An 18708-nucleotide genomic window follows, 5' to 3' on the forward strand; every position below is an offset into this window, starting at 1 on the left:
CCGCTCATGCCACGGCGGCCGCGCTGTGCTCGTCCATCCAGCGCAGCAGTTCGCGGCCCAGCACGCGCAGGCGCGCCGTTTCCACCTGGCGCCGCTTGTAGGCTTCGTGGCTGGCCGGCCCGCTCAGGCTGAGGTCGTGGCTGGCCTTGTCCATCAGCTGGATCTCGTACTCGAAGAAGAAGCCGACGTCGTAGTCCGGCTCGGCCGATTCCTGCGCGGCGGCATCCTGTGCGGCGAAAATGGGCAGGCTGCTGCCGCCGGCGTCGCTGGCGTGCAGATGGATCATTTTGCGCACCGTCACCTGGATGCTGCTGAAGCCTTCGCCGCTGTGCGGATTGTCGCTGCGGGTCTGCTGCTCCGAGTGCGCCAGCAGTTCCTGGTCCATGCGCTGCAGCAGTTCGGCAGGGTACGCCTCGCTGCGTTCCAGCATGGGCCGGTACTTGCAGAACACCTCCTTGGCGGCCTCCATGTCCAGCAGCGTGTTGCGGGTGCGCTGCGAATCGACGTTGGTGACCGACAGCAGGTGCGCGCGCTGCAGGGTCTGCAAGGCCAGCAGGCACTCGAAGCGCGTGTTGAAGATCATCCGCACGCCCAGGTGGTCGTACACGTCCGCCGCCAGGTAGGCCGCCTTTTGCAGCAGCTTGAGCAGGATGCTGTTGCGGCCCTTGTTGTTCTTGCGGTCAAAGTGCAGCAGCGGCAAGCAGGTGTCGCCGTGCGTCAGGTAATACTGGCCGCCGTCGCTGCGTATCACTTCGTCCAGCGAGGCGAACACCTGTTCGCGGATGGTGTTGAAGTGGCGCAGCTTGAGGTTGTTGTCGATGTAGAAAATGCCGTGCATGACCTTCAGCACCGCGCACGACCACATGCGCAGCGCGTCCGCCTGCAGGCCGCGCCGCGAGGCGTACACCAGCAGCTGCAAGGGGTCGTCCGGCGTGCGCACCTCGGGCGGAATCAGGGCGGCCTGGCCCGGTTCCAGGAAGGTGCTGGCGATGAAGCCCACCGCTTCGCGGTGCGCGCGGGCAATAATGGCGGGCGCGGCCGGCTGCGCCAGGTCGAAGCCGTACTCCAGCACGAACTGGCGCGCGTCGTGCAGATTGCGCAGCGCCAGCGCTCCCAGGTCGATGGCGGACACGCCGCTGGCGATGGCGTTGAGGTAGCCCCAGTTCAGCGAGAATTTGTGCGCGCACTTGAGTGACGCATGCAGTTCGGTCATGTCTCTATGCCATCAGCGCTATCCAATGAGCAAGTATCCCCCCGTGCCGGGCGGCGGTCAATCGGCGCCGCGCATCAATAGGGCCGCCGTTGCAAATGCGCCGCGAGCCAGATTCAGGCTTGATGCGCCGCAACAAGCGCAGCAACGGGCAACCAAACGGGCGTCGCACGGAGCTGGGCCGCGCTATATTTACTGCCATGAGTTCCAATCTGACAGGCACAAGCGATCCTGGCCAGCCCGGCTTGGCCCCGCCTACGCGCGCCCTCATGGCCTGCCGCGAGGAAGTGGTGAACGCGTGGATGGAGGCGATGCGCATCAACGTGCCCAAGGCGGTGCCGCTGCACGTGGCCATCCTGGCCAACACCCTGCCGGCCATTGTCGATACGCTGGCCATGCTGCTGACGGAGCCGGAACGCGCCCACGCCACCAGCGACCTGGTGGTGCTGGCCGCCGAGCACGGCGGCGAACGCGCGCGCTTGACGCCTTACGACATCACCACCCTGATCCACGAGTTGCAGCTGTTTAAGCAGGTGCTGTTCGCGCAGATGGAACAGGCCGGTACGCCGCTGGACCTGGAACAGCGCGCGCTGATCGCCGGCAGCATCGACAACATGGTCCGTGACAGCGCCAACGCTTTTGCTGCGGTGCAAGCGGCGCTGCGCGAGCAGTTCATCGCCGCCATCACGCACGACCTGCGCACGCCGCTGTCGAACGCGCGCATGGCTGCCGAGCTGATCGAGCGCATGGCCGGCGACGAGGACGTGCGCCAGCTGGCGCAAACCATCCTGCGCAGCGCTGAAAGAATCGACACCATGACGCGCGAGCTGCTCGACAGGATAGTCTTCGGCGGTTGCGGCAAGCTGGCCTTGCGCATCACCGAGTTCGACCTGGCCGGGCTGGCGCGCGAAGTGGCCGGCGCCATCGACGCGGCGCAACGTGTGGAGCTGGACTTGCCGCAGCAGCCGCTGCAGGGCCACTGGTGCCGCGAGACGCTGCGCCGCGCGATGGAAAACCTGGTCGGCAACGCCATCAAGTACGGCCGCCCCGGCGCGCCGGTACAGCTGAGCGTATGCAGCCGCTTCGAGCGCGCCAACATCGCGGTGCACAACGACGGCGACCCGATCTCGCCGGACGAATGCGAGAGCATTTTCCAGCTGTACCGCCGCGCCGCGGGCGGCAAGGCCGGGGTGCAGGGCTGGGGCGTGGGCCTGCCGTTCGCACGCAAGGCAGCCGAGGCGCACGGCGGCAGCATCGTTGTTGCAAGCAACCCACAGGACGGCACCACCTTCGTCATCGACATCCCCCTCGACGCACGCCCCTACCAGGGTGCGGCCTCGGCGGCGTGAGCCCCTGCCAAGTTTTTCCTCAATCAACAAGTTGACTATTTGACCTCGCCGCGCGCCGGGCGAAATGAATCCGCATATGATCCCAATCGCGTTGGGACGCGCTCATTTCCGAACAAAATAGATCACAAGGAAACACAATGACTAGCCGGCACCGTAGCATCACCACTCCTCCAGCCTCTCCCGCTTCACCGTCTTCTCCTGGACTAAAGCCGACCTTGATGGCCCTGGCCGTGTTCTCGCTGGCCGCCTCGCTGCAGGCCCAGGCGCAGGAAGCCAAGGCGGATGACAACGTGGTGGTCGTGACCGGTTTCCGCGCCAGCCTGAACAGCGCGCTGAACACCAAGAAGAACAGCGACGGCATCGTCGACGTGATCAAGGCCGAGGACATCGCCAAATTCCCGGACGCCAACCTGGCCGAATCGCTGCAGCGCGTGCCGGGTGTCTCGCTCACGCGCGGCGACGGCGGCGAAGGCAAGCAGATCACGGTGCGCGGGCTGAATGCGGGCTTTACGCGGGTGCGCATCAACGGCATCGAGGGCGTGACCGCCACCGGCGCCTCCGACATCAACGGCAGCACCAACCGCGGGCGCGGTTTCGACTTCAGCGTGTTCGCCTCGGAACTGTTCAACAGCCTGGAAGTGCGCAAGACCTCCGAAGCCGGTGTGGAGGAAGGCTCGCTGGGCGCCACCGTGGACCTGCGCACCGCGCGCCCGTTCGACTTCAAGGGCCAGACCTTCAGCCTGGGCGGGCAAGGCACCTGGAACGAGCTGTCGCGCAAGGCCGAGCCGCGCGTGACCGCGCTGTACTCGGACCGCTGGGACACGCCGATCGGCAAGATCGGCGCGCTGGCCTCGGTGGCCTACTCCAAGCGCACCATCCAGGAAGAGGGCTACGAGGCGGTTGAACTGCTGAGCGCCAGCCAGGACGGCGGCTTCTGCTCGCCGCTGGGCTACGCGCCGCAGAACCCGGTCAACACGCCGTCCAAGGGCATCACCGCCACCCACTGCGGCACCGGTGTGCCGCGCACCTCCAGCCTGGCCGCCTACAACGACGTGATGGGACGCACCGACAACTACGGCGGCACGGTCGCCAGTCCGGCCGCCGGTTCGGGCGCCTTCGCGCCGCGCATTCCGCGCTACCGCCGCTCGCTCACCAACTATGAGCGCACCGGCATCACCGCGTCGGCGCAATGGCGTCCGGACACCAAGACCGAGCTGAACCTGGACTTCATGGGCGGCAAGTTCGAGAACGACCGCTACGACAACTATATCTCGGCCATTTCCTTCGGCCGTACGCTGGGCCAGTCCAACGGCAAGCCGCAGTCGTCCATCGTCGATGCGCACTTCGACAGCAACGGCAGCTGGGACTACGGCAAGTTCAACGCGGTCGACATCCGCACCGAGGGCCTGCTGGACAAGTACACCACCTTGTTCCGCCAGCAAGTGCTGTCCGGCAGCCGCGAGATCACCGACCGCTTCAAGGTGGACTTCCTGACCGGCGTGTCGAACTCCGACCTGGACGAGCCGATGCGCGCCACCGTGCAGTTCGACACGCCGAACGTGAACGGCTTCGCGTTCGACTTCCGCAACAACCGCAACGTGCCGACCTTGAACTTCGGCATGGACGTGGCCAATCCCAACCTGTTCACCTTCGCGCCGCAGGAGGCGGACGGTACCTTCCACGGCCAGTTCGTCGGCCGCTACCTGCACACCAAGAACAAGCTGCGCACCAACGCCATCAACGCCAGCTTCGAGGTCAACGACAACATCACGCTGCGCGGCGGCCTGTCAAACCGCAAGAACACCTGGACCAACGTGGAGATCGGCTCGGGCGGCAACGGCCTGGCGCTGCCGGCCGGCACCACCATGGCCAGCATCACGCGCCAGATCGACGGCTTCGGCCGTGGCCTGGGCGGCAGCGGCGTGCCCACCTCGTGGACGGCCGTGGACCTGGACAAGTTCCGCGCCGTGTACGACATCGAATGCCACTGCTCGAAAGTGCCGGGCTCGGAGTACAACTACCTGGGCCAGGCCAACCGCGGCGTGGAAGAGGGCATCAACGCGCTGTACGGCATGGTCGACTTCAAGTACGACGTCGGCCCGGTCGGGCTGCGCGGCAACGTCGGCGTGCGCGGCGCCGAAACCAAGGCCACTTCGTTCGCGCTGATCAACGCCAACGGCGTGCTGACCCCGGCCACGGTCGAGCACAAATACCGCGACGTGCTGCCGGCGCTGAACGTTACCGCTTCGCTGCCGAAGGACGTGATGCTGCGCTTCTCGGCCGGCAAGACGCTGTCGCGCCCCGAGTACACCGACCTGGCGCCGTCGGCCACCCTGTCGACGCAGAACCAGTCGGTCACCATCGGCAATCCCAACCTGGACCCGATCCGCGCCCGCACCTATGACCTGCAGGCCGAGTGGTACTACGCCAAGAATGCGCTGGTGTCGGTGGGCTACTTCCGCAAGGAGATCAACACCTTCATCCAGGGCGTGTCCGAGCGCGCCGTGTTCTCCTCGCTGGGCCTGCCCGATTCGGTGCTGATCGGCGGCGGCTGCAGCATCACCGGCGGCACGCCGGCCTGCCCGACGCTGCCGGACACCGTGGTGACGGTGGGCCGCAAGGTCAACACGCCGGGCGGCCCGCTGAACGGCTTCGAAGTGAACCTGCAGGCGCCGTTCAGCTTCCTGCCGGGAGTGTGGAGCAACTTCGGCCTGCTGGCCAACTACACCCACGTCGATTCCAAGATCACCTACGTGACGCGGGTGGACAATCCGAACACGCCGGCCAACGAGCTGCTCAGCAAGACCGCCAACTTCACCGGCCTGTCGCCGAACGCGCACAACATCACGCTGTTCTACGAAGATCCGAAGTTCAGCGCGCGGGTCTCGGCGGCGCACCGCTCGTCCTACCTGCTGAACGTGCTGGGCGACGTGGCCGGGCACGACTTTACGGTGGTGGACGGCTCCACCAGTGTCGACTTCAGCCTGTCCTACAACCTCACGCCGAAGCTGCGCGTGAGCCTGGAAGGCCAGAACCTGACCGATACCCCGCTGCGCTACGGCCGCGACCTGCAGCGCAACGACACGCTGCTGTACGTCCACTCCGGCCGCACTTTCGTGCTGGGGCTGACGTACAAGTACTGAGAGGAATCGAGCGGGTCTAGCGCGCCATGCTGACGGGGGTGACCTGGCGGATGAAGAACAGCACGTCCCAGTTTACGCCCAGCCGGCCGCCGCGCTGCAGTTCGTATTCGTAGCTGAACTGGGGCTGCGGTTGCTGCGGCTGCGGCAGGGCGGCGGCGGTCAGGCCGAGCAGGGCGTGCGGCTGCTTGGCCAGGCTGGCTTCCAGGCTGTCCGGCGGTATGGCGGGCAGGGCCAGCGGACGGTTGCTCACGAAGTCCAGGATCCGGCCGCCGGCGCCGCTGAACTGCACGATCTTGTAGTCGGCGCCCCAGTGGCGGTGCATCACTTCCCCCGCTTGCAGGTTCACCGGCGTGCGCTGAAAGCCGCGCGCGGTGTGCACCGTGTGCGCCCAGATCACCACCTTGCGGCCCGGGTAGAGCCGGTCCGCCAGCCAGATGGCGTTGTCGCCCATCTGGTTGTCGCGCTGGTAGTCGTGGTCCGCGCTCCAGTAGCTGGCCGCTTGCGCGTCCACGCTCTTTACGGCTTGGCACCAGAACGCCGGGCCGCTAAACACGCTGCCCGCCGCGCCCATGCCGGCGCCCGGAGGTGCTGCCTGGCACAGGGCAGTGCGCAGCGCGGCGGCGTGTTGGCGGAAGGCTGCCCGCGCCTCGGCGGGCGGCGGCGTGCGCTGCATCTCCAGCAGCGGCTGGGCTGCTTGCAAATAGCGCTGCCATGCTTCGCCTTCGGCCAGCGCCGGCGCGGCTGTCTTCAGATAGGCCTGCAGGCGTGGCAGCAACTCCTTCTTGCTGGTCTCGCCGGTGTGCTGGCTGTCGATGCCGCCCAGCGCCATCGGCTTGCCCTGCGCCCGCTGGCGGTCGAAGTACTGCAGCATGCCGCGTCCTTCGCTGGTGTTGGCGTACATGAAGAACACATTGCCGGGCGCGATGTCGTCCAGCTTCTCGCCGCGCTCCACGCGTTCGGCCAGGCGCGCCATGTCGTAAAAGCCGCTCTCGAGCAGCAGCACGTCGAAGCCCATTTTCTCGTGCAGGAATTTGAGCAGGCGCGTTTTCAGAAGGTACTCTTCGCGCCCGCCATGGGTCTGTTCGCCCAGCGCGACGATGCGGGCATGGCCGATGGCTTCTGCAAAGGGCTTCAGGTCGCCATAGTCCTCGTGCTGCGGACTGGTGCTGGCGACAGGCCAGGGCTGGCTGGCCTGCGTCTGTGCTTGTGCCTGCGGCAAAAATGCCGCCAGGGCCAGGGCGGCCAGGGCTGTGCGCTGCATGCTTCCTCCGAATATCTGAAAATACCAATGTAATACCAATATTCGGCGGAAGCAATAGTTTAGTGATGCAACTGGGCCGCGCTCGCGGCCTGGCCCGGTTGTCCGACATGCAGCGCGCGCTCGCTGGCAGCGGTGTCGTAATAGGATTGGAAGCGCTCTACCTTGCCCTCGCGCAGGGTAAAGACGTGGACCCAGGGGCTGTCATAGGTGAGCCCGGTCTGCCTGGCCAGCCAGGTCGATTCGCCGGTCACCACCACCATGTCGCCCTCGGCGATGAACTGTTTGGGTTCGAAACGGACCGATTTCACGGCCTGGTCCAGCTTCTGGAAGAACTGCGCAATCTCCGCCTTGCCGTGGAAGCGGCCGGCGAACGGTACAAACTCCGAATCGGGCCCGATCCACTCCGCATCGTCGTGGTAGCGGTCCAGCAGGTTGCGGATATCCCCGGTTTGGAACAGGCGATAGCCGTCCATCACCAGCTTTTTGTTTTCCTGTATACCCATGACATGCCTCCTGATAAGCCGGCAGTCCAACAGCAGTCGCGGATGGTCGTGCCGCAGAGAGCCGGTGTGTTCAGCCTAGTGCTAGCAAACCGGAAGTCAAGGACGGCGCCAAGGTTTGCTATGCTAGCGTCTTTCGTAGGGAGTAATGAATATGGTTTCGTTGGCAGATCAACTGCTCAAGGCCGGCCTGGTCGATAAAAAGAAGGTCAAGGTAGTCCAGCAGGACAAGAGCAAGCAGAAGAAGGAAGAGCGCCGCACCGGCACCGAAAGTGTGGACGAGGCACGGCTGGCGGCGCAGGAAATGCAGCGCAAGCAAGCCGAGCGCGCTCGCGAGTTGAACGCCCAGCGCGACGCGGCCGCCGCCCAGAAGGCGATCCAGGCGCAGATCGCGCAGATGGTGCAGCAGAACCGCCAGAACAAGGGCAAGGGCGACGTGGCCTACAACTTCACGCACGGCACCAAGATCGAGCGCATCTACGTGTCGCCGGAAGTGCAGGCCCACCTGATCGCCGGCCGCCTGGTGATCGTGTGCCTGAACGGCGCGGTGGAACTGGTGCCGCGCGTGATCGCCGACAAGATCGCCGAGCGCGACGAGTCCCTCGTGGTGCGCGTGAAGCAGACCACCACCGAAGTCGACGAGGACGATCCGTACGCGGCCTTCAAGATTCCCGACGACTTGATGTGGTAAGCCTGAAGCAGGCAGCTTAACGCACCGGCAGCTCCAGCACCTGCCCGGTGCTCATGACGGGGCCGAAAGCATCCGAGATGGCCGCCAGCGCGGCGCGGTGCAGCACTGCATGCGGCAGCGCGCCGCCCGGGCCGTCCAGGTCGCGCGTGGCGCAGGCGTCGTCCGGCACGATCACGGCGTAGCCCAGCGGCACCGCGTCGCGCGCGGCGCCGGTCACGCACATATGGGTCATCAGGCCCGACACGATCAGCGTCTTCACGCCGGCCGCCTTCAGGCGCTGGTCCAGGTCCGTGCCCTGGAAGGCGCTCACTTGCGACTTCTTCACCACCGCATGGTGCGGCGCGGGCTGCAACTCGCTGTGGAACCGCACCGTGTCGCCATCCTCCGCAAAGATAGGGCTGCCGGCCGGCGTCACATGCTGGATATGGAACACCGGCATGCCGGCGCGGTCCGCGTGCGCCACCAGGCGCTGCGTGTTGCGCAGGGCGGCCAGGCCGTCCGGGATCGGCATCCTGCCGCCGAAATACTCATTCTGAAAATCGATCACCAGCAGCGCGGTGCTGTTGGCTTCGATGCTTTGCGGGGCGCTGGCGCCGGCCATGGTGCGGATGGTGGGATGGTTCATGTGATCTCCTGGTTGGTTGTGCAGTGGGATCAGTATCGCGCCGCGGCGTGCGCCGCGAAAGTGTCCCGCAGGACAACATGTGATAGGATCGGGCCATGCCTGTATCCACTTTAGCCGCCGGCCACAGCGTCGCCATCGTTGCCTTCGAAGGCATCAGCCCCTTCCACCTGTCCGTGCCCTGCATGGTGTTCGGCGACGACCTGGCCCGCCTGGGCGGACCGCGCTACGAACTGCTGATCTGCGGCGAGCAGGCCGGCCTGATTCCCACCATGTCCGGCTTCAGCATCGACGTGCCGCACGGCCTGTCCGCGCTGGCGCGCGCCGACACCGTCATCGTGCCGGCCTGGCGCGATCCCGATGAACGCCCGTCGGAAGCCTTGCTGCAAGCCTTGCGCGTGGCGCACGCACGCGGCGCCAGGGTGGTGGGCCTGTGCCTGGGCGCTTTCGTGCTGGCCGAAGCCGGCCTGCTGGACGGCCGCGCCGCATCCACCCACTGGGTATGGAGCGAGGACTTCGCCCGCAAATACCCCAAGGTCAAGCTGGACCAGAAAGTGCTGTACGTGGACGACGGCGACATCCTCACATCCGCCGGCACCGCCGCGGCCATCGACTGCTGCCTGCACCTGCTGCGCTGCGACCACGGCGCCGACGTGGCCAACCGCGTGGCGCGCCGCATGGTGGTGGCGCCGCACCGTGACGGCGGCCAGGCCCAGTACATCGAGCAGCCGCTGCCCAAGGCCGACCATGGCGACCAGCTGGGCGCCGTGCTGGCGTGGGCGCTGGCCCACCTGGACCAGCCGCTGTGCCTGGACCTGCTGGCCGAGCGCGCCGCCATGAGCCGGCGCAATTTCACGCGCCGCTTCAAGGCCAAGACCGGCGCCACCGTCAGCCAGTGGCTGCTGAACCACCGCCTGGCCGCCGCCCAGCGCCTGCTGGAAACCAGCGACCAGGCCATCGACCGCATCGCCGAAATCGCCGGCTTCGGCTCCACCGTCTCGCTGCGCCAGCAATTCACGGCCGCTTTCGCGCTGTCGCCGGCCGCTTACCGCAAGCAGTTCCGGCCGAAATAAGCAGCCCCGAAATGAACAAGCCCCCGCGCTGGATACAGCGCGGGGGCTTGCGACCGTTTGCCTTGTGGGCGAGGGTAAAACTAAAACTGGCTGCGGCTTAGAACTGGTTCATGGTGTTGTCCTTACCGGCCGCTTTCAGGGCCGCTTCACCGCTGAAGTAATCCTTGTGGTCATCGCCGATGTCCGAGCCGGACATGTTCTGGTGCTTGACGCAGGCGATGCCCTGGCGGATTTCCTTGCGCTGCACGCCGGCCACGTAGCCCAGCATGCCTTGCTCGCCGAAGTATTCCTTGGCCAGGTTGTCGGTCGACAGCGCGGCGGTGTGGTAGGTCGGCAGCGTGATCAGGTGGTGGAAGATGCCGGCTTCGCGGGCTGCGTCGGCCTGGAAGGTGCGGATCTTCTCGTCGGCGGCGGCGGCCAGTTCGGTGCTGTCGTATTCCACGCTCATCAGCTTGCTGCGTTCGTAGGCCGACACGTCCTTGCCTGCTTCCTTCATCGCGTCGTACACCTGCTGGCGGAAGTTCAGGGTCCAGTTGAACGACGGGCTGTTGTTGTACACCAGCTTGGCGTTCGGGATGACCTTGCGGATTTCGCTGACCATGCCGCCGATCTGGGCGATATGCGGTTTTTCGGTTTCAATCCACAGCAGGTCGGCGCCGTTCTGCAGCGAGGTGATGCTGTCAAGTACGCAGCGCGCTTCGCCGGTGCCGGCGCGGAACTGGAACAGGTTGCTTGGCAGGCGCTTCGGACGCAGCAGCTTGCCGTCGCGCTTGATGATCACGTCGCCGTTGCCCAGCGCGTCGGCCGACACTTCTTCGCAATCGAGGAAGGAGTTGTACTGGTCGCCCAGGTCGCCCGGCTGCTTGGTCACGGCGATCTGCTTGGTCAGGCCGGCGCCCAGCGAGTCGGTGCGGGCCACGATGATGCCGTCGTCCACGCCCAGTTCCAGGAAGGCGTAGCGGATGGCGCGGATCTTGGCCAGGAAGTCCTCGTGCGGCACGGTGACCTTGCCGTCCTGGTGGCCGCACTGCTTCTCGTCCGACACCTGGTTCTCCACCTGGATGCAGCAGGCGCCCGCTTCGATGAACTGCTTGGCCAGCAGGTAGGTCGCTTCGGCGTTGCCGAAACCGGCGTCGATGTCGGCGATGATAGGCACCACGTGGGTCACGTGGTTGTCGATCTGTTCCTGGATGGCGGCCTTGGCAGGGCCTTCGGCGGCGTCCAGCTGGCGGAACAGGCCGCCCAGTTCGCGTGCATCGGCCTGGCGCAGGAAGGTGTACAGCTCCTTGATCAGTGCCGAGACGGCGGTTTTCTCATGCATCGACTGGTCCGGCAGCGGGCCGAACTCGGAGCGCAGCGCGGCAACCATCCAGCCCGACAGGTAGAGGTAGCGGCGGTCGGTGCTGTTGAAGTGCTTCTTGATGGAGATCATTTTTTGCTGGCCGATGAAACCGTGCCAGCAGCCCAGCGATTGCGTGTACTTCGACGGATCGGCGTCATAGGCGGCCATGTCGGCGCGCATGATCTTGGCGGTGTACTTGGCGATGTCCAGGCCGGTCTTGAACTTGTTCTGGGCGCGCATGCGGGCGGCCGATTCCGGGTTGATCGCGTTCCAGGCGCTGCCTTGCTGTTCTTTCAGGGCGCCGATGGCGTTGATGTCGTCTTGGTACTTGGACATGTGAATCTCCTAGGTAGTAATGCAAGAAAGTGAAACCGCATGCATTAATAGTAGGCCTTTTTATTGCGGCGCACCAGAGTCTTATATAAGACATATAACTAGATTTTTTTTGTTTAAATTCAATGTGTTGAGTTGCGTATTTCAGGATGCGAAACAAACTTTCAAAAAATGAGATGAATTCCACTGGGGTTTTTTTGCGCGTGTTTCACACTATGAAATGCTTTTTCGCCTATTGAGGATGAGCGCCCGGATCGGGCGCTCCGGCGACGGCTGGCCGCGCCTCACACCCCCCACATGATGTATTCGTTTTCCCGGCTGGCCGAGCGCAGCATTTCCAGCAGCGGATAGGAGCGGGCGGAAAAGCTCACCCGCTGCAGCAGCGCGTGTTCCGTGCTCTCGCCTTGTTCCTGCTCGGGCGTATGGGCGTCATGTTCGACGTCCTGGTCCGGGTGCTGCCGGGTGTAGGCCACCTCCTGCTCCAGCAGCGCCAGTGCCTCGCTCGCTTCGGCCGCCGTGATCACGCCGCGCTGCGGGCTCTTGTGCAGCAGCCGCAGAATGCGCTCGGCGTGTTCCTGGTACATCAAGACCTCCGGGGAGGATTTGGATTTGAATGAAATTAGCATACGAACTCTTCCTGGGCCGTGTCATCGGTATGACGTTATAAATGCACTACGTTTGCCCAGGCAGCCGCTGGGATTGGTGCTGCCTGTTGCGTAGACATTAGACCCGTTCGCTTGAATTCCCAAACGAAATCCGGCCGCTTAAGCGGCTTTTAAGGCAGGGGCCGCATTGCCTGGAACCGGCTTGCAAATCCTGTTTTGCCAACTATGCTTCCTCTTTAACCTAGGGGACTATCATGAGCGAGCCAGACTATGCGGCGATCAAGGTGCGCCAGCAGGGAACGTGGGCCAGCGGCGACTTCGCCGTCATCGGCGTGACGCTGCAGATGGTGGGCGAGTCGCTGGCCGAGGCGGCCGACATCCGCGCCGGACAGCAGGTAATCGATATCGCGGCGGGGAACGGCAACGCCACGCTGGCCGCCGCGCACCGTTTTGCGAAAGTGACCTCCACCGACTATGTGCCGGCGCTGCTGGAAAAAGGGCGCGCCCGCGCCGCCGCCGAGGGGCTGGCGGTGGAATTCCAGGTGGCCGACGCCGAGGCCTTGCCGTTCGGCGACGCCAGCTTCGACGCGGCGCTATCGACTTTCGGCATCATGTTTGCGCCCAACCATGCGCAGTCCTCCAGCGAGATGCTGCGCGTGCTGCGGCCGGGTGGCCGCATCGGCATGGCCAACTGGACGCCGGAAGGCTTCATCGGCCAACTGTTCAAGACCATAGGGCAGCACGTGCCGCCGCCGGCCGGCCTGAAGTCGCCGGCCATGTGGGGCACCGAGGGCTATCTGAACGAGTTGTTCGGCGCGCAGGCGGCCAGCATCCAGGCACAGCGCAAGGTGTTCAACTTCCGCTACGCTTCCGCCGCGCACTGGCTGCAAATGTTCCGCGATTTCTACGGTCCGGTGCACAAGGCCTTCGCCGCGCTCGACGAGGCCGGCGCCCAGGCGCTGGAACGCGACCTGACCGCCTTGCTCGAACGATGCAACACGGCCGGCGCCGCCTCGCTGATCGTGCCCGGCGAGTATCTGGAGGTGGTGATCGTCAAGCGCTGATTGCCCGTGCAGCCGCGCTCAATGCGGGCGCGATGCCGTGGCGTCGGGCGCGGCGGGCTGCGCCGGCATGGGCTGGTGTTCCGGCGGCGTGCCGTCCCTGAACAACTGGCGCAGCTGCGCGCGCAGTTCCGGTGTGTCGCTATGGCCGTGCACCGAGACTGCATGCTCCGCAGCAACTTGCAAAAGCTCTTCCTCGCTGTCGGCCGATATCGCAACCGAGCAATGCGTATCGCTCGGGAACTCACGGCAGTCGATGAATTTGCGCGTCATGATCAACTCCTTCACTGGAAAGGGCGAACGCGGTGTCCGCCCTTTTCAGTATAGCCGCGCGCCGCAGGTGATCCAGCGCTAGTAGCTAAGGGTAAGCAGCGACACCGCCTGGCGCGGCAACTGCATCTTGAGCGTCGCCTTGCCGTCCGGCGTCTGCAGTGTTTCGGCCGTGCCCAGCTGCGCCAGTTCGCTGGCCTTCTGCAGTTCGGCAAGTTGCGCGGCGGTTGGACTGACCGGCGATCCCATGCGCTTCCAGGCGCTGTAGGAATTGCTGTTGTCCTGGTCGATGCGGTAGTGGCGCAGCTGCACCTGCCTGGCCGGTATGCCGGCGATGCGCAGCTCCACCGGCGAGCCGGCGTCGATGACGTCGTCGTCATGGTAGTTCCAGACCATGACGGCAATGCTGCGCCGGTCCTTGCTGGCCAGCGCATTGATGTCGGTGCGCGCGCCGCGTACACCATTGGCCATGATGCCGGCCGTGTCGTAGGCCTGGTCGCCGCCCACCGCCACGCGCTCGCCGCGCATCATGCCGAACATGCGGAACACGTTCAGCACCGGCTTGTTCACGCCGTTGGTGGCCAGGTCGCGGAAGCCGGCGAACCACGGCTGGTCCTCGAACTCGAACGACCAGTTCACCGCGCCGATCAGGTTGACGCCGCGCCGCGCAGCCAGGTCGAATTCGCGCGCGATGGAAGCTGCCGTATAGCTCGAGTACAGGGTGCCGTTGCGGTAAGCGTTTTCCGGGTTGGTCTGCATGCCGCAGGCGGCGCAGCCTTCCGGATCCGACTCGCCGATGATGACCGGCACGCCCTTCAGCTCGGGATACTTTTCCACCAGCGCGAAGCCGGAGTCGAGGCGCTTGAAATGGATGCCCATGCCCATCTGCACCACGCCGTCGGCCACCTTGGGCGAGCCCTTGGCGTGGAAGGCCACGAAGTCCAGCGGCGAGCCGGTCTTGCCGGTCTTGAAGTTCTTGCCGTACAGCGCGTGCTGCAGGAAATCGTCCATGAAGCGCCCCGCGCCGGCCGTGTGCGGGCCGCCCATGCGCGCCGTCGGCAGCGCGCGCTTGACGGCGTCGGCCGCGTAGTCGTACATCTTGAAGTATTCCAGCTTGGGGTCCGGCGCAATCAGATAGTGGCCGTCCGGCTCGTTCCACACTTCCCAGTACCAGCTCTCCACCTCCTGCTGCCCGTAGCGCGCCACGCAGTGCTTGACCCACTGGTAGATCAGCTCGGCCCACTTGTCGTAGTCCTTGGGCGGGGTGGCCCAGCCGGTCATGATTTCCTGGTAAGGCGTGCCCGGCTTCCAGCGGTGCTGGTAGGGCTGCGGACGCTGCGACAGCGCTTCCGGCATGAAGCCGATCTGCGCCAGCGGCTTCATCTTGCGTTCGACATAGGTGTCGAAGATCTGGTCGACGATGGTCCAGTTGTAGATCGGCTTGCCGTCCTTGTCCTCGCTGTACATGCCGGTCGAGCCCCACTTCAGCGCGTAGCTGCCGTCGCCGGAGGTCATCAGGTTGTGCGCGCGCACGTAGACCGGCACCGGGCTCAGGGCGGCGATATCGCTGAGCAGCTTCTTGCCGTTGGGGGCGGTAGTGTAGTTGGGCTCGTCGTACCCGAACCAGGCCCAGATCGGAGTCATCGGCCCCTTCACCTGGGCCGCATCGACGGTCAGCCGGACCGGCGCCGAGGCCGGGGAGGGCGTGGCGGCCAGGCACAGCGGCGCACTGGCCGCAAGGCTCAGGGCGGTAAGTAGTCTCTTCATTCTTATTCTCTTGGAAAGGGCGGTGGCTCGATGGTAGGCCGCACCGAGCTGGCAGTCTAATCACAAATTTGTCCTACGCCATATCGAATTTGGCATCCCGCGTGCTTGACAACCCATAACCGCATGGCTATAGTTAATCCATAACTAACTGGCTATGAATTCTGATGACTACCCCACGCGACGCGCTCTTCCGGGCACTTTCCGATCCCACCCGGCGGGCCATTTTTGAACAGCTGTGCAGCGGCGGCGAGCAGACCGTTGGCGGGCTGACCGCGCACGCGCAGATTTCGCAGCCGGCCGTTTCCAAACACCTGGCGGTATTGAAGCAGGCCGGCCTGGTGCTGGACCGGCACCAGGGCCGCCAGACCCACTACAGCGCGCAACTCAACGCGCTGGCTCCGCTGCAGGACTGGACCAACCAGATGACGCGCTTCTGGGAAAGCCGGTTCGACGATCTCGATGACCTTTTAAAGAGGATGGACCAATAATGAACCAAGCTGCCCAACAACTCCGTACCGTCGTTGTCGAACGCGAGTTTCCGCATCCACCGGAAAAGCTCTGGCGTGCGCTCACCCAGCCGCACCTGATCGAAGCCTGGCTGATGAAGAGCGACTTCCAGCCGGTGGCCGGCCACAAGTTCCAGTTCAACGCGGACTGGGGCTCGGTCGAGTGCCAGGTGGAGGAAGTGGAGCCGCAGAAGACGCTGTCCTACACCTGGTCTGCCTATGGCGTGGAGACGGTGGTCACCTGGACGCTGGACGCCACCGGCAGCGGCACGCTCCTGAGGATGGAGCAAGCCGGCTTCCGGCTGGACCAGGAGCAGGCCTACCAGGGCGCCCAGTACGGCTGGCAGAACTTCTTCAAGCAGCTGGAGCAGCTTGTGGCGAAGGAGGCGGCATGATGGGCGAATCCACCAAACGCGCGCTGCTGCGCTGGACCCACGCCTTGCTGGCGATCCCGGTCGCCGGCTACATCTACGGGCCGATTGACCAGCTGCACAGCTACGCCGGCTCCATCCGCTACGGCTTCTTCCCGGCCATCGTGCTGATGGGATTGTGGATGTGGAAGGGCCACCTGGTGCGGCGGCTGTTCTCCCGCACCGGCGGCAGCCGCTGCTGATGCCATACCGGCGCGGCGCTAACGCGTCACTGGGCGCCGATGTGCCTGGCCAGGAAGCTTTCGATATTGCGCCACAGGTCGATGCGGTTCTTCTGCGTCGTCCAGTCCTCGACGGCCGGGGCGTATTCCAGCCATTCGGCCTGCGGGTTGCCGGCCTTGAGCGCCTGGTAGAACGCCAGCCCCTGCTTGTAGCTGACGGCCTCGTCCCCGGTGCCGTACGCTAGCAGCACCGGCCGCTTGATGTCCTTCAAGCCGGCGTCGTCCGGATTGTTCCGGTACGCCGTCATGCCGGACCAGCTGATGCCGCACTTGAAGCTGTCCGCATGTTTGAGCAAGGCCATCATGGCAGCGTAGCCGCCGTAGCCGGTGCCCGCGATGCATACGCGCGCCGGATCGGTATGGCCCTCCGCCACGGCCCATTTGACGGCGTCGGCGATGTCGTTCTGCGCCGCGCGCCCGGCCTGGCCCGCGCCCGCCTGGAAATGCTTGCTGCCGTAGCCCTTGGTGCCGCGCGGCTCGGGCTGCAGTACAGCATAGCCGCGCGACGCGAGGAATTGCACCTCGGCGTTCCACTCCCACTTGGCGCTGCGGCGCTCTTCGTCCGGTCCGAGCAGCACCACCGTGGGCAGCTTCTTCTGCTGGGCAGTATTCGGCAGCGTCAGGAAGGCGGGAACCTGCAAGCCGTCGCGCGCCTTGTAGCGCACCATCGTCATCTGCGCCATCTGGTCCGCGGCGACGTCCGGCTTGGATTGGCCCAGCAGCGTGCGCTCCTTGGTTTCAGTGTTGTAGAGGATGTAGGCGTGGCTGCGCACGTCGGCATACGCGTCGACCAGCACATAGGGCGTCTCGCTGGCAATGCCGCGCGACAGGTTGTTCACCATGCCGGGGAGGATCTGGTCGACCTCCTGCTGGAGCGCTTTCATCCGCTGGTCGAACCAGACGGTGACCTCGGCGTCGGTGGTGAAGCGGAAGCCCAGCATCTGCTTGTCGCTGATGATGAAATAGCCGTCCGTGTCGAAGCCGGGGGCGGTGATCAGCGGCTTGGCCGCGATGGCGTTGTGCACCAGGTCGTAGCGGTAGACCTGCGCTTCATCGCCGCCGTTGCGCGAGCGGACATACAGCACGCCGTCCACGTACAGCAGCGGATCGAAGCTGGATTCGGCCTGCGCGTCGCGGCTGTCGAGCTGGCGCCAGTCGCCGTTGTCGTGATAGAGGTTGAGCACGCGGCCACCGCGCTTGGCGGTGGCGACGCGCAGATTGCCATCGGCATCGGTCAGCCAGTTGTATGTGCCGCTTGGCGCCCGGACCGGGAACCGGCGGGCATTGCGGCTGTTGAGCCTTACCAGCGACGCTTCATCGTCGCCATCATGTTCGATGGCGTCAAGGGTTTCCCCTTTTCTGAGCGGGAAGCCACGGCGGGAGAACTGGGTCGGATAATCGTGATTGACCGGATCGCTGTCGGCGAACGATCGCTTGGCTACCAGGATCTCGGTCAGGGAAATGCGCTCCTTGCCATCGCGGTTGACCGCGTATGCGCCAGGCCTGCCGGCGTCGCCTTCATGGTCGACGTTGACCAGGGTGAAGACCAGGCGTTCGTCGCTGAGCCAGGAGAACATGTCGATGTCGGCATTGCGGAAGTTGGCGATCGCCTGCGATTTGCGCGTGGCCACGTCGAACACCGTCAGCATCGTGCGCCCATGCGCCGACAGCATGCGCAGCGCGACAAAGCGGCCGTTGGGCGACAGGGCGGCGCCGGTGGTGGCCGATTTCTTGAAGAAGGTGGAGAGCGGAATCGGCGCCGTGGCCCCGGTCTCGGCGGCGGCGACGTCCAGCGGCACTGCAACGCAAGCGGCCACTGCCAGGGTGCGAAGGATAGCATTCATGCGAAAAGTTGCAATATGAAAACATCACCATAGCGCAGTTCGGCATCCCGCGGCGAATTTTTCTTGCCGGCGCACTGCCTCGAATGGCACGAACGCCAGAAACGACAACGCCCACTTGCGTGAGTGGGCGTGCGTCGAATATGTTCTTGGTGGCCCGGGGCGGAATCGAACCACCGACACAAGGATTTTCAATCCTCTGCTCTACCAACTGAGCTACCAGGCCAAGAGCCCGCAATTATACAAACCAAAATTCGTTTTGCCAAGCCCCTCTTCGTCCTTCTTGGCAAAACGCTACCGCAGGTAGAATGGGCGGATGCAAATGTCCTTGCCCATCCTGGCCCTGGTGGCCGCTACGCTGCTGCCGCAGCCGGCCAGCGCCGGCTGCTCGCGGGCCATCCGGGTGCCCGCTTCGCCGACCGGCTATAGCGTCATCGTGCAGGGGAACAGCGTGTCCGGCGTGATACCGGATACGCTGCGCG

The 18708-nt window shown here is 65.0% G+C and carries 17 protein-coding genes and 1 tRNA gene; 8 read left to right on the forward strand and 10 right to left on the reverse strand.

From position 1 onward, the window contains the following. Positions 1 to 4 precede the first annotated feature (4 nt). Positions 5 to 1213 carry a TIGR04552 family protein gene (locus AC6H42_RS16245; protein WP_057158163.1) on the reverse strand — a complete coding sequence of 403 codons (1209 nt, stop codon included), beginning with the start codon at positions 1211 to 1213 and terminating at the stop codon, positions 5 to 7. Between the two features lie 266 nt (positions 1214 to 1479). Here AC6H42_RS16245 and AC6H42_RS16250 point away from each other — a divergent pair, with 266 nt between their 5' ends. Then, positions 1480 to 2559: a sensor histidine kinase gene (locus AC6H42_RS16250; protein ID WP_057158162.1), complete on the forward strand. Its 1080-nt coding sequence runs from the start codon at positions 1480 to 1482 to the stop codon at positions 2557 to 2559. 218 nt (positions 2560 to 2777) lie between these two features. Continuing rightward, the gene (locus AC6H42_RS16255; RefSeq protein WP_057158161.1) at positions 2778 to 5702 is read left to right on the forward strand and encodes a TonB-dependent receptor; all 2925 of its coding nucleotides are present in this window, start codon (positions 2778 to 2780) and stop codon (positions 5700 to 5702) included. A gap of 16 nt (positions 5703 to 5718) precedes the next feature. Here AC6H42_RS16255 and AC6H42_RS16260 read toward each other — a convergent pair whose 3' ends face one another. Further along, complete coding sequence (locus tag AC6H42_RS16260; RefSeq protein ID WP_497548482.1) at positions 5719 to 6963, reverse strand: erythromycin esterase family protein; 1245 nt, start codon at positions 6961 to 6963, stop codon at positions 5719 to 5721. A gap of 59 nt (positions 6964 to 7022) precedes the next feature. Then, positions 7023 to 7466 carry a nuclear transport factor 2 family protein gene (locus AC6H42_RS16265; protein ID WP_057158159.1) on the reverse strand — a complete coding sequence of 148 codons (444 nt, stop codon included), beginning with the start codon at positions 7464 to 7466 and terminating at the stop codon, positions 7023 to 7025. A gap of 151 nt (positions 7467 to 7617) precedes the next feature. Here AC6H42_RS16265 and AC6H42_RS16270 point away from each other — a divergent pair, with 151 nt between their 5' ends. Next, a complete protein-coding gene (locus AC6H42_RS16270; RefSeq protein WP_057158158.1) occupies positions 7618 to 8154 on the forward strand; it encodes a DUF2058 domain-containing protein in 537 nt (178 codons plus the stop codon). A 16-nt stretch (positions 8155 to 8170) separates the two neighbouring features. Here AC6H42_RS16270 and AC6H42_RS16275 read toward each other — a convergent pair whose 3' ends face one another. Next, positions 8171 to 8779, reverse strand: coding sequence for a cysteine hydrolase family protein (locus AC6H42_RS16275; RefSeq protein ID WP_057158157.1), 609 nt, complete (start codon positions 8777 to 8779; stop codon positions 8171 to 8173). A 95-nt stretch (positions 8780 to 8874) separates the two neighbouring features. On the opposite strand from AC6H42_RS16275, the gene AC6H42_RS16280 reads away from it, so the two are divergent. Further along, the gene (locus tag AC6H42_RS16280) at positions 8875 to 9849 is read left to right on the forward strand and encodes a GlxA family transcriptional regulator (protein WP_057158156.1); all 975 of its coding nucleotides are present in this window, start codon (positions 8875 to 8877) and stop codon (positions 9847 to 9849) included. Positions 9850 to 9946: 97 nt separating this feature from the next. Here the strand turns inward: AC6H42_RS16280 and AC6H42_RS16285 are convergent, their stop codons facing one another. Together AC6H42_RS16285 and AC6H42_RS16290 are read right to left on the reverse strand one after the other, a co-directional pair. Then, positions 9947 to 11527, reverse strand: a complete 1581-nt coding sequence (locus AC6H42_RS16285; RefSeq protein ID WP_497548483.1) for an isocitrate lyase — start codon at positions 11525 to 11527, stop codon at positions 9947 to 9949. Between the two features lie 281 nt (positions 11528 to 11808). After that, positions 11809 to 12150, reverse strand: coding sequence for a DUF1840 domain-containing protein (locus tag AC6H42_RS16290; protein WP_057158154.1), 342 nt, complete (start codon positions 12148 to 12150; stop codon positions 11809 to 11811). Positions 12151 to 12383: 233 nt separating this feature from the next. Here AC6H42_RS16290 and AC6H42_RS16295 point away from each other — a divergent pair, with 233 nt between their 5' ends. After that, the gene (locus tag AC6H42_RS16295) at positions 12384 to 13193 is read left to right on the forward strand and encodes a class I SAM-dependent methyltransferase (RefSeq protein ID WP_057158153.1); all 810 of its coding nucleotides are present in this window, start codon (positions 12384 to 12386) and stop codon (positions 13191 to 13193) included. Between the two features lie 18 nt (positions 13194 to 13211). On the opposite strand, the gene AC6H42_RS16300 is transcribed toward AC6H42_RS16295, so the two are convergent. Both AC6H42_RS16300 and AC6H42_RS16305 read right to left on the reverse strand, forming a co-directional pair. After that, entirely contained in the window at positions 13212 to 13463 is a 252-nt protein-coding gene (locus AC6H42_RS16300) for a DUF1059 domain-containing protein (RefSeq protein ID WP_057158152.1), read from the reverse strand. A gap of 78 nt (positions 13464 to 13541) precedes the next feature. Continuing rightward, complete coding sequence (locus AC6H42_RS16305) at positions 13542 to 15227, reverse strand: GH39 family glycosyl hydrolase (protein WP_497548484.1); 1686 nt, start codon at positions 15225 to 15227, stop codon at positions 13542 to 13544. A gap of 164 nt (positions 15228 to 15391) precedes the next feature. On the opposite strand from AC6H42_RS16305, the gene AC6H42_RS16310 reads away from it, so the two are divergent. From AC6H42_RS16310 to AC6H42_RS16320, 3 genes are read left to right on the forward strand one after another with little or no spacing between them, the layout of a single operon-like run. Then, positions 15392 to 15715, forward strand: coding sequence for an ArsR/SmtB family transcription factor (locus AC6H42_RS16310; RefSeq protein ID WP_057158150.1), 324 nt, complete (start codon positions 15392 to 15394; stop codon positions 15713 to 15715). Next, entirely contained in the window at positions 15715 to 16128 is a 414-nt protein-coding gene (locus AC6H42_RS16315; RefSeq protein WP_497548485.1) for an SRPBCC family protein, read from the forward strand. Before AC6H42_RS16310 ends, AC6H42_RS16315 begins: the two co-directional genes overlap by 1 nt. After that, a complete protein-coding gene (locus tag AC6H42_RS16320) occupies positions 16125 to 16346 on the forward strand; it encodes a hypothetical protein (protein WP_057158148.1) in 222 nt (73 codons plus the stop codon). The genes AC6H42_RS16315 and AC6H42_RS16320 overlap by 4 nt, the downstream gene beginning before the upstream one ends. A gap of 26 nt (positions 16347 to 16372) precedes the next feature. Here the strand turns inward: AC6H42_RS16320 and AC6H42_RS16325 are convergent, their stop codons facing one another. Both AC6H42_RS16325 and AC6H42_RS16330 read right to left on the reverse strand, forming a co-directional pair. After that, a complete protein-coding gene (locus tag AC6H42_RS16325; protein ID WP_497548486.1) occupies positions 16373 to 18229 on the reverse strand; it encodes an alpha/beta hydrolase family protein in 1857 nt (618 codons plus the stop codon). A 147-nt stretch (positions 18230 to 18376) separates the two neighbouring features. Further along, positions 18377 to 18452, reverse strand: a tRNA-Phe gene (locus AC6H42_RS16330). Positions 18453 to 18708 lie beyond the last annotated feature (256 nt).

This window comes from Massilia sp. NBRC 108631, from assembly GCF_059704565.1.

What these genes read in the sequence shown, in the direction of transcription:
- AC6H42_RS16245 (WP_057158163.1), bottom strand. Translation starts at nt 1,213, where the DNA reads ATGACCGAACTGCATGCGTCACTCAAGTGCGCGCACAAATTCTCGCTG.
- AC6H42_RS16250 (WP_057158162.1), top strand. Translation starts at nt 1,480, where the DNA reads ATGGCCTGCCGCGAGGAAGTGGTGAACGCGTGGATGGAGGCGATGCGC.
- AC6H42_RS16255 (WP_057158161.1), top strand. Translation starts at nt 2,778, where the DNA reads ATGGCCCTGGCCGTGTTCTCGCTGGCCGCCTCGCTGCAGGCCCAGGCG.
- AC6H42_RS16260 (WP_497548482.1), bottom strand. Translation starts at nt 6,963, where the DNA reads ATGCAGCGCACAGCCCTGGCCGCCCTGGCCCTGGCGGCATTTTTGCCG.
- AC6H42_RS16265 (WP_057158159.1), bottom strand. Translation starts at nt 7,466, where the DNA reads ATGGGTATACAGGAAAACAAAAAGCTGGTGATGGACGGCTATCGCCTG.
- AC6H42_RS16270 (WP_057158158.1), top strand. Translation starts at nt 7,618, where the DNA reads ATGGTTTCGTTGGCAGATCAACTGCTCAAGGCCGGCCTGGTCGATAAA.
- AC6H42_RS16275 (WP_057158157.1), bottom strand. Translation starts at nt 8,779, where the DNA reads ATGAACCATCCCACCATCCGCACCATGGCCGGCGCCAGCGCCCCGCAA.
- AC6H42_RS16280 (WP_057158156.1), top strand. Translation starts at nt 8,875, where the DNA reads ATGCCTGTATCCACTTTAGCCGCCGGCCACAGCGTCGCCATCGTTGCC.
- AC6H42_RS16285 (WP_497548483.1), bottom strand. Translation starts at nt 11,527, where the DNA reads ATGTCCAAGTACCAAGACGACATCAACGCCATCGGCGCCCTGAAAGAA.
- AC6H42_RS16290 (WP_057158154.1), bottom strand. Translation starts at nt 12,150, where the DNA reads ATGCTAATTTCATTCAAATCCAAATCCTCCCCGGAGGTCTTGATGTAC.
- AC6H42_RS16295 (WP_057158153.1), top strand. Translation starts at nt 12,384, where the DNA reads ATGAGCGAGCCAGACTATGCGGCGATCAAGGTGCGCCAGCAGGGAACG.
- AC6H42_RS16300 (WP_057158152.1), bottom strand. Translation starts at nt 13,463, where the DNA reads ATGACGCGCAAATTCATCGACTGCCGTGAGTTCCCGAGCGATACGCAT.
- AC6H42_RS16305 (WP_497548484.1), bottom strand. Translation starts at nt 15,227, where the DNA reads ATGAAGAGACTACTTACCGCCCTGAGCCTTGCGGCCAGTGCGCCGCTG.
- AC6H42_RS16310 (WP_057158150.1), top strand. Translation starts at nt 15,392, where the DNA reads ATGACTACCCCACGCGACGCGCTCTTCCGGGCACTTTCCGATCCCACC.
- AC6H42_RS16315 (WP_497548485.1), top strand. Translation starts at nt 15,715, where the DNA reads ATGAACCAAGCTGCCCAACAACTCCGTACCGTCGTTGTCGAACGCGAG.
- AC6H42_RS16320 (WP_057158148.1), top strand. Translation starts at nt 16,125, where the DNA reads ATGATGGGCGAATCCACCAAACGCGCGCTGCTGCGCTGGACCCACGCC.
- AC6H42_RS16325 (WP_497548486.1), bottom strand. Translation starts at nt 18,229, where the DNA reads ATGAATGCTATCCTTCGCACCCTGGCAGTGGCCGCTTGCGTTGCAGTG.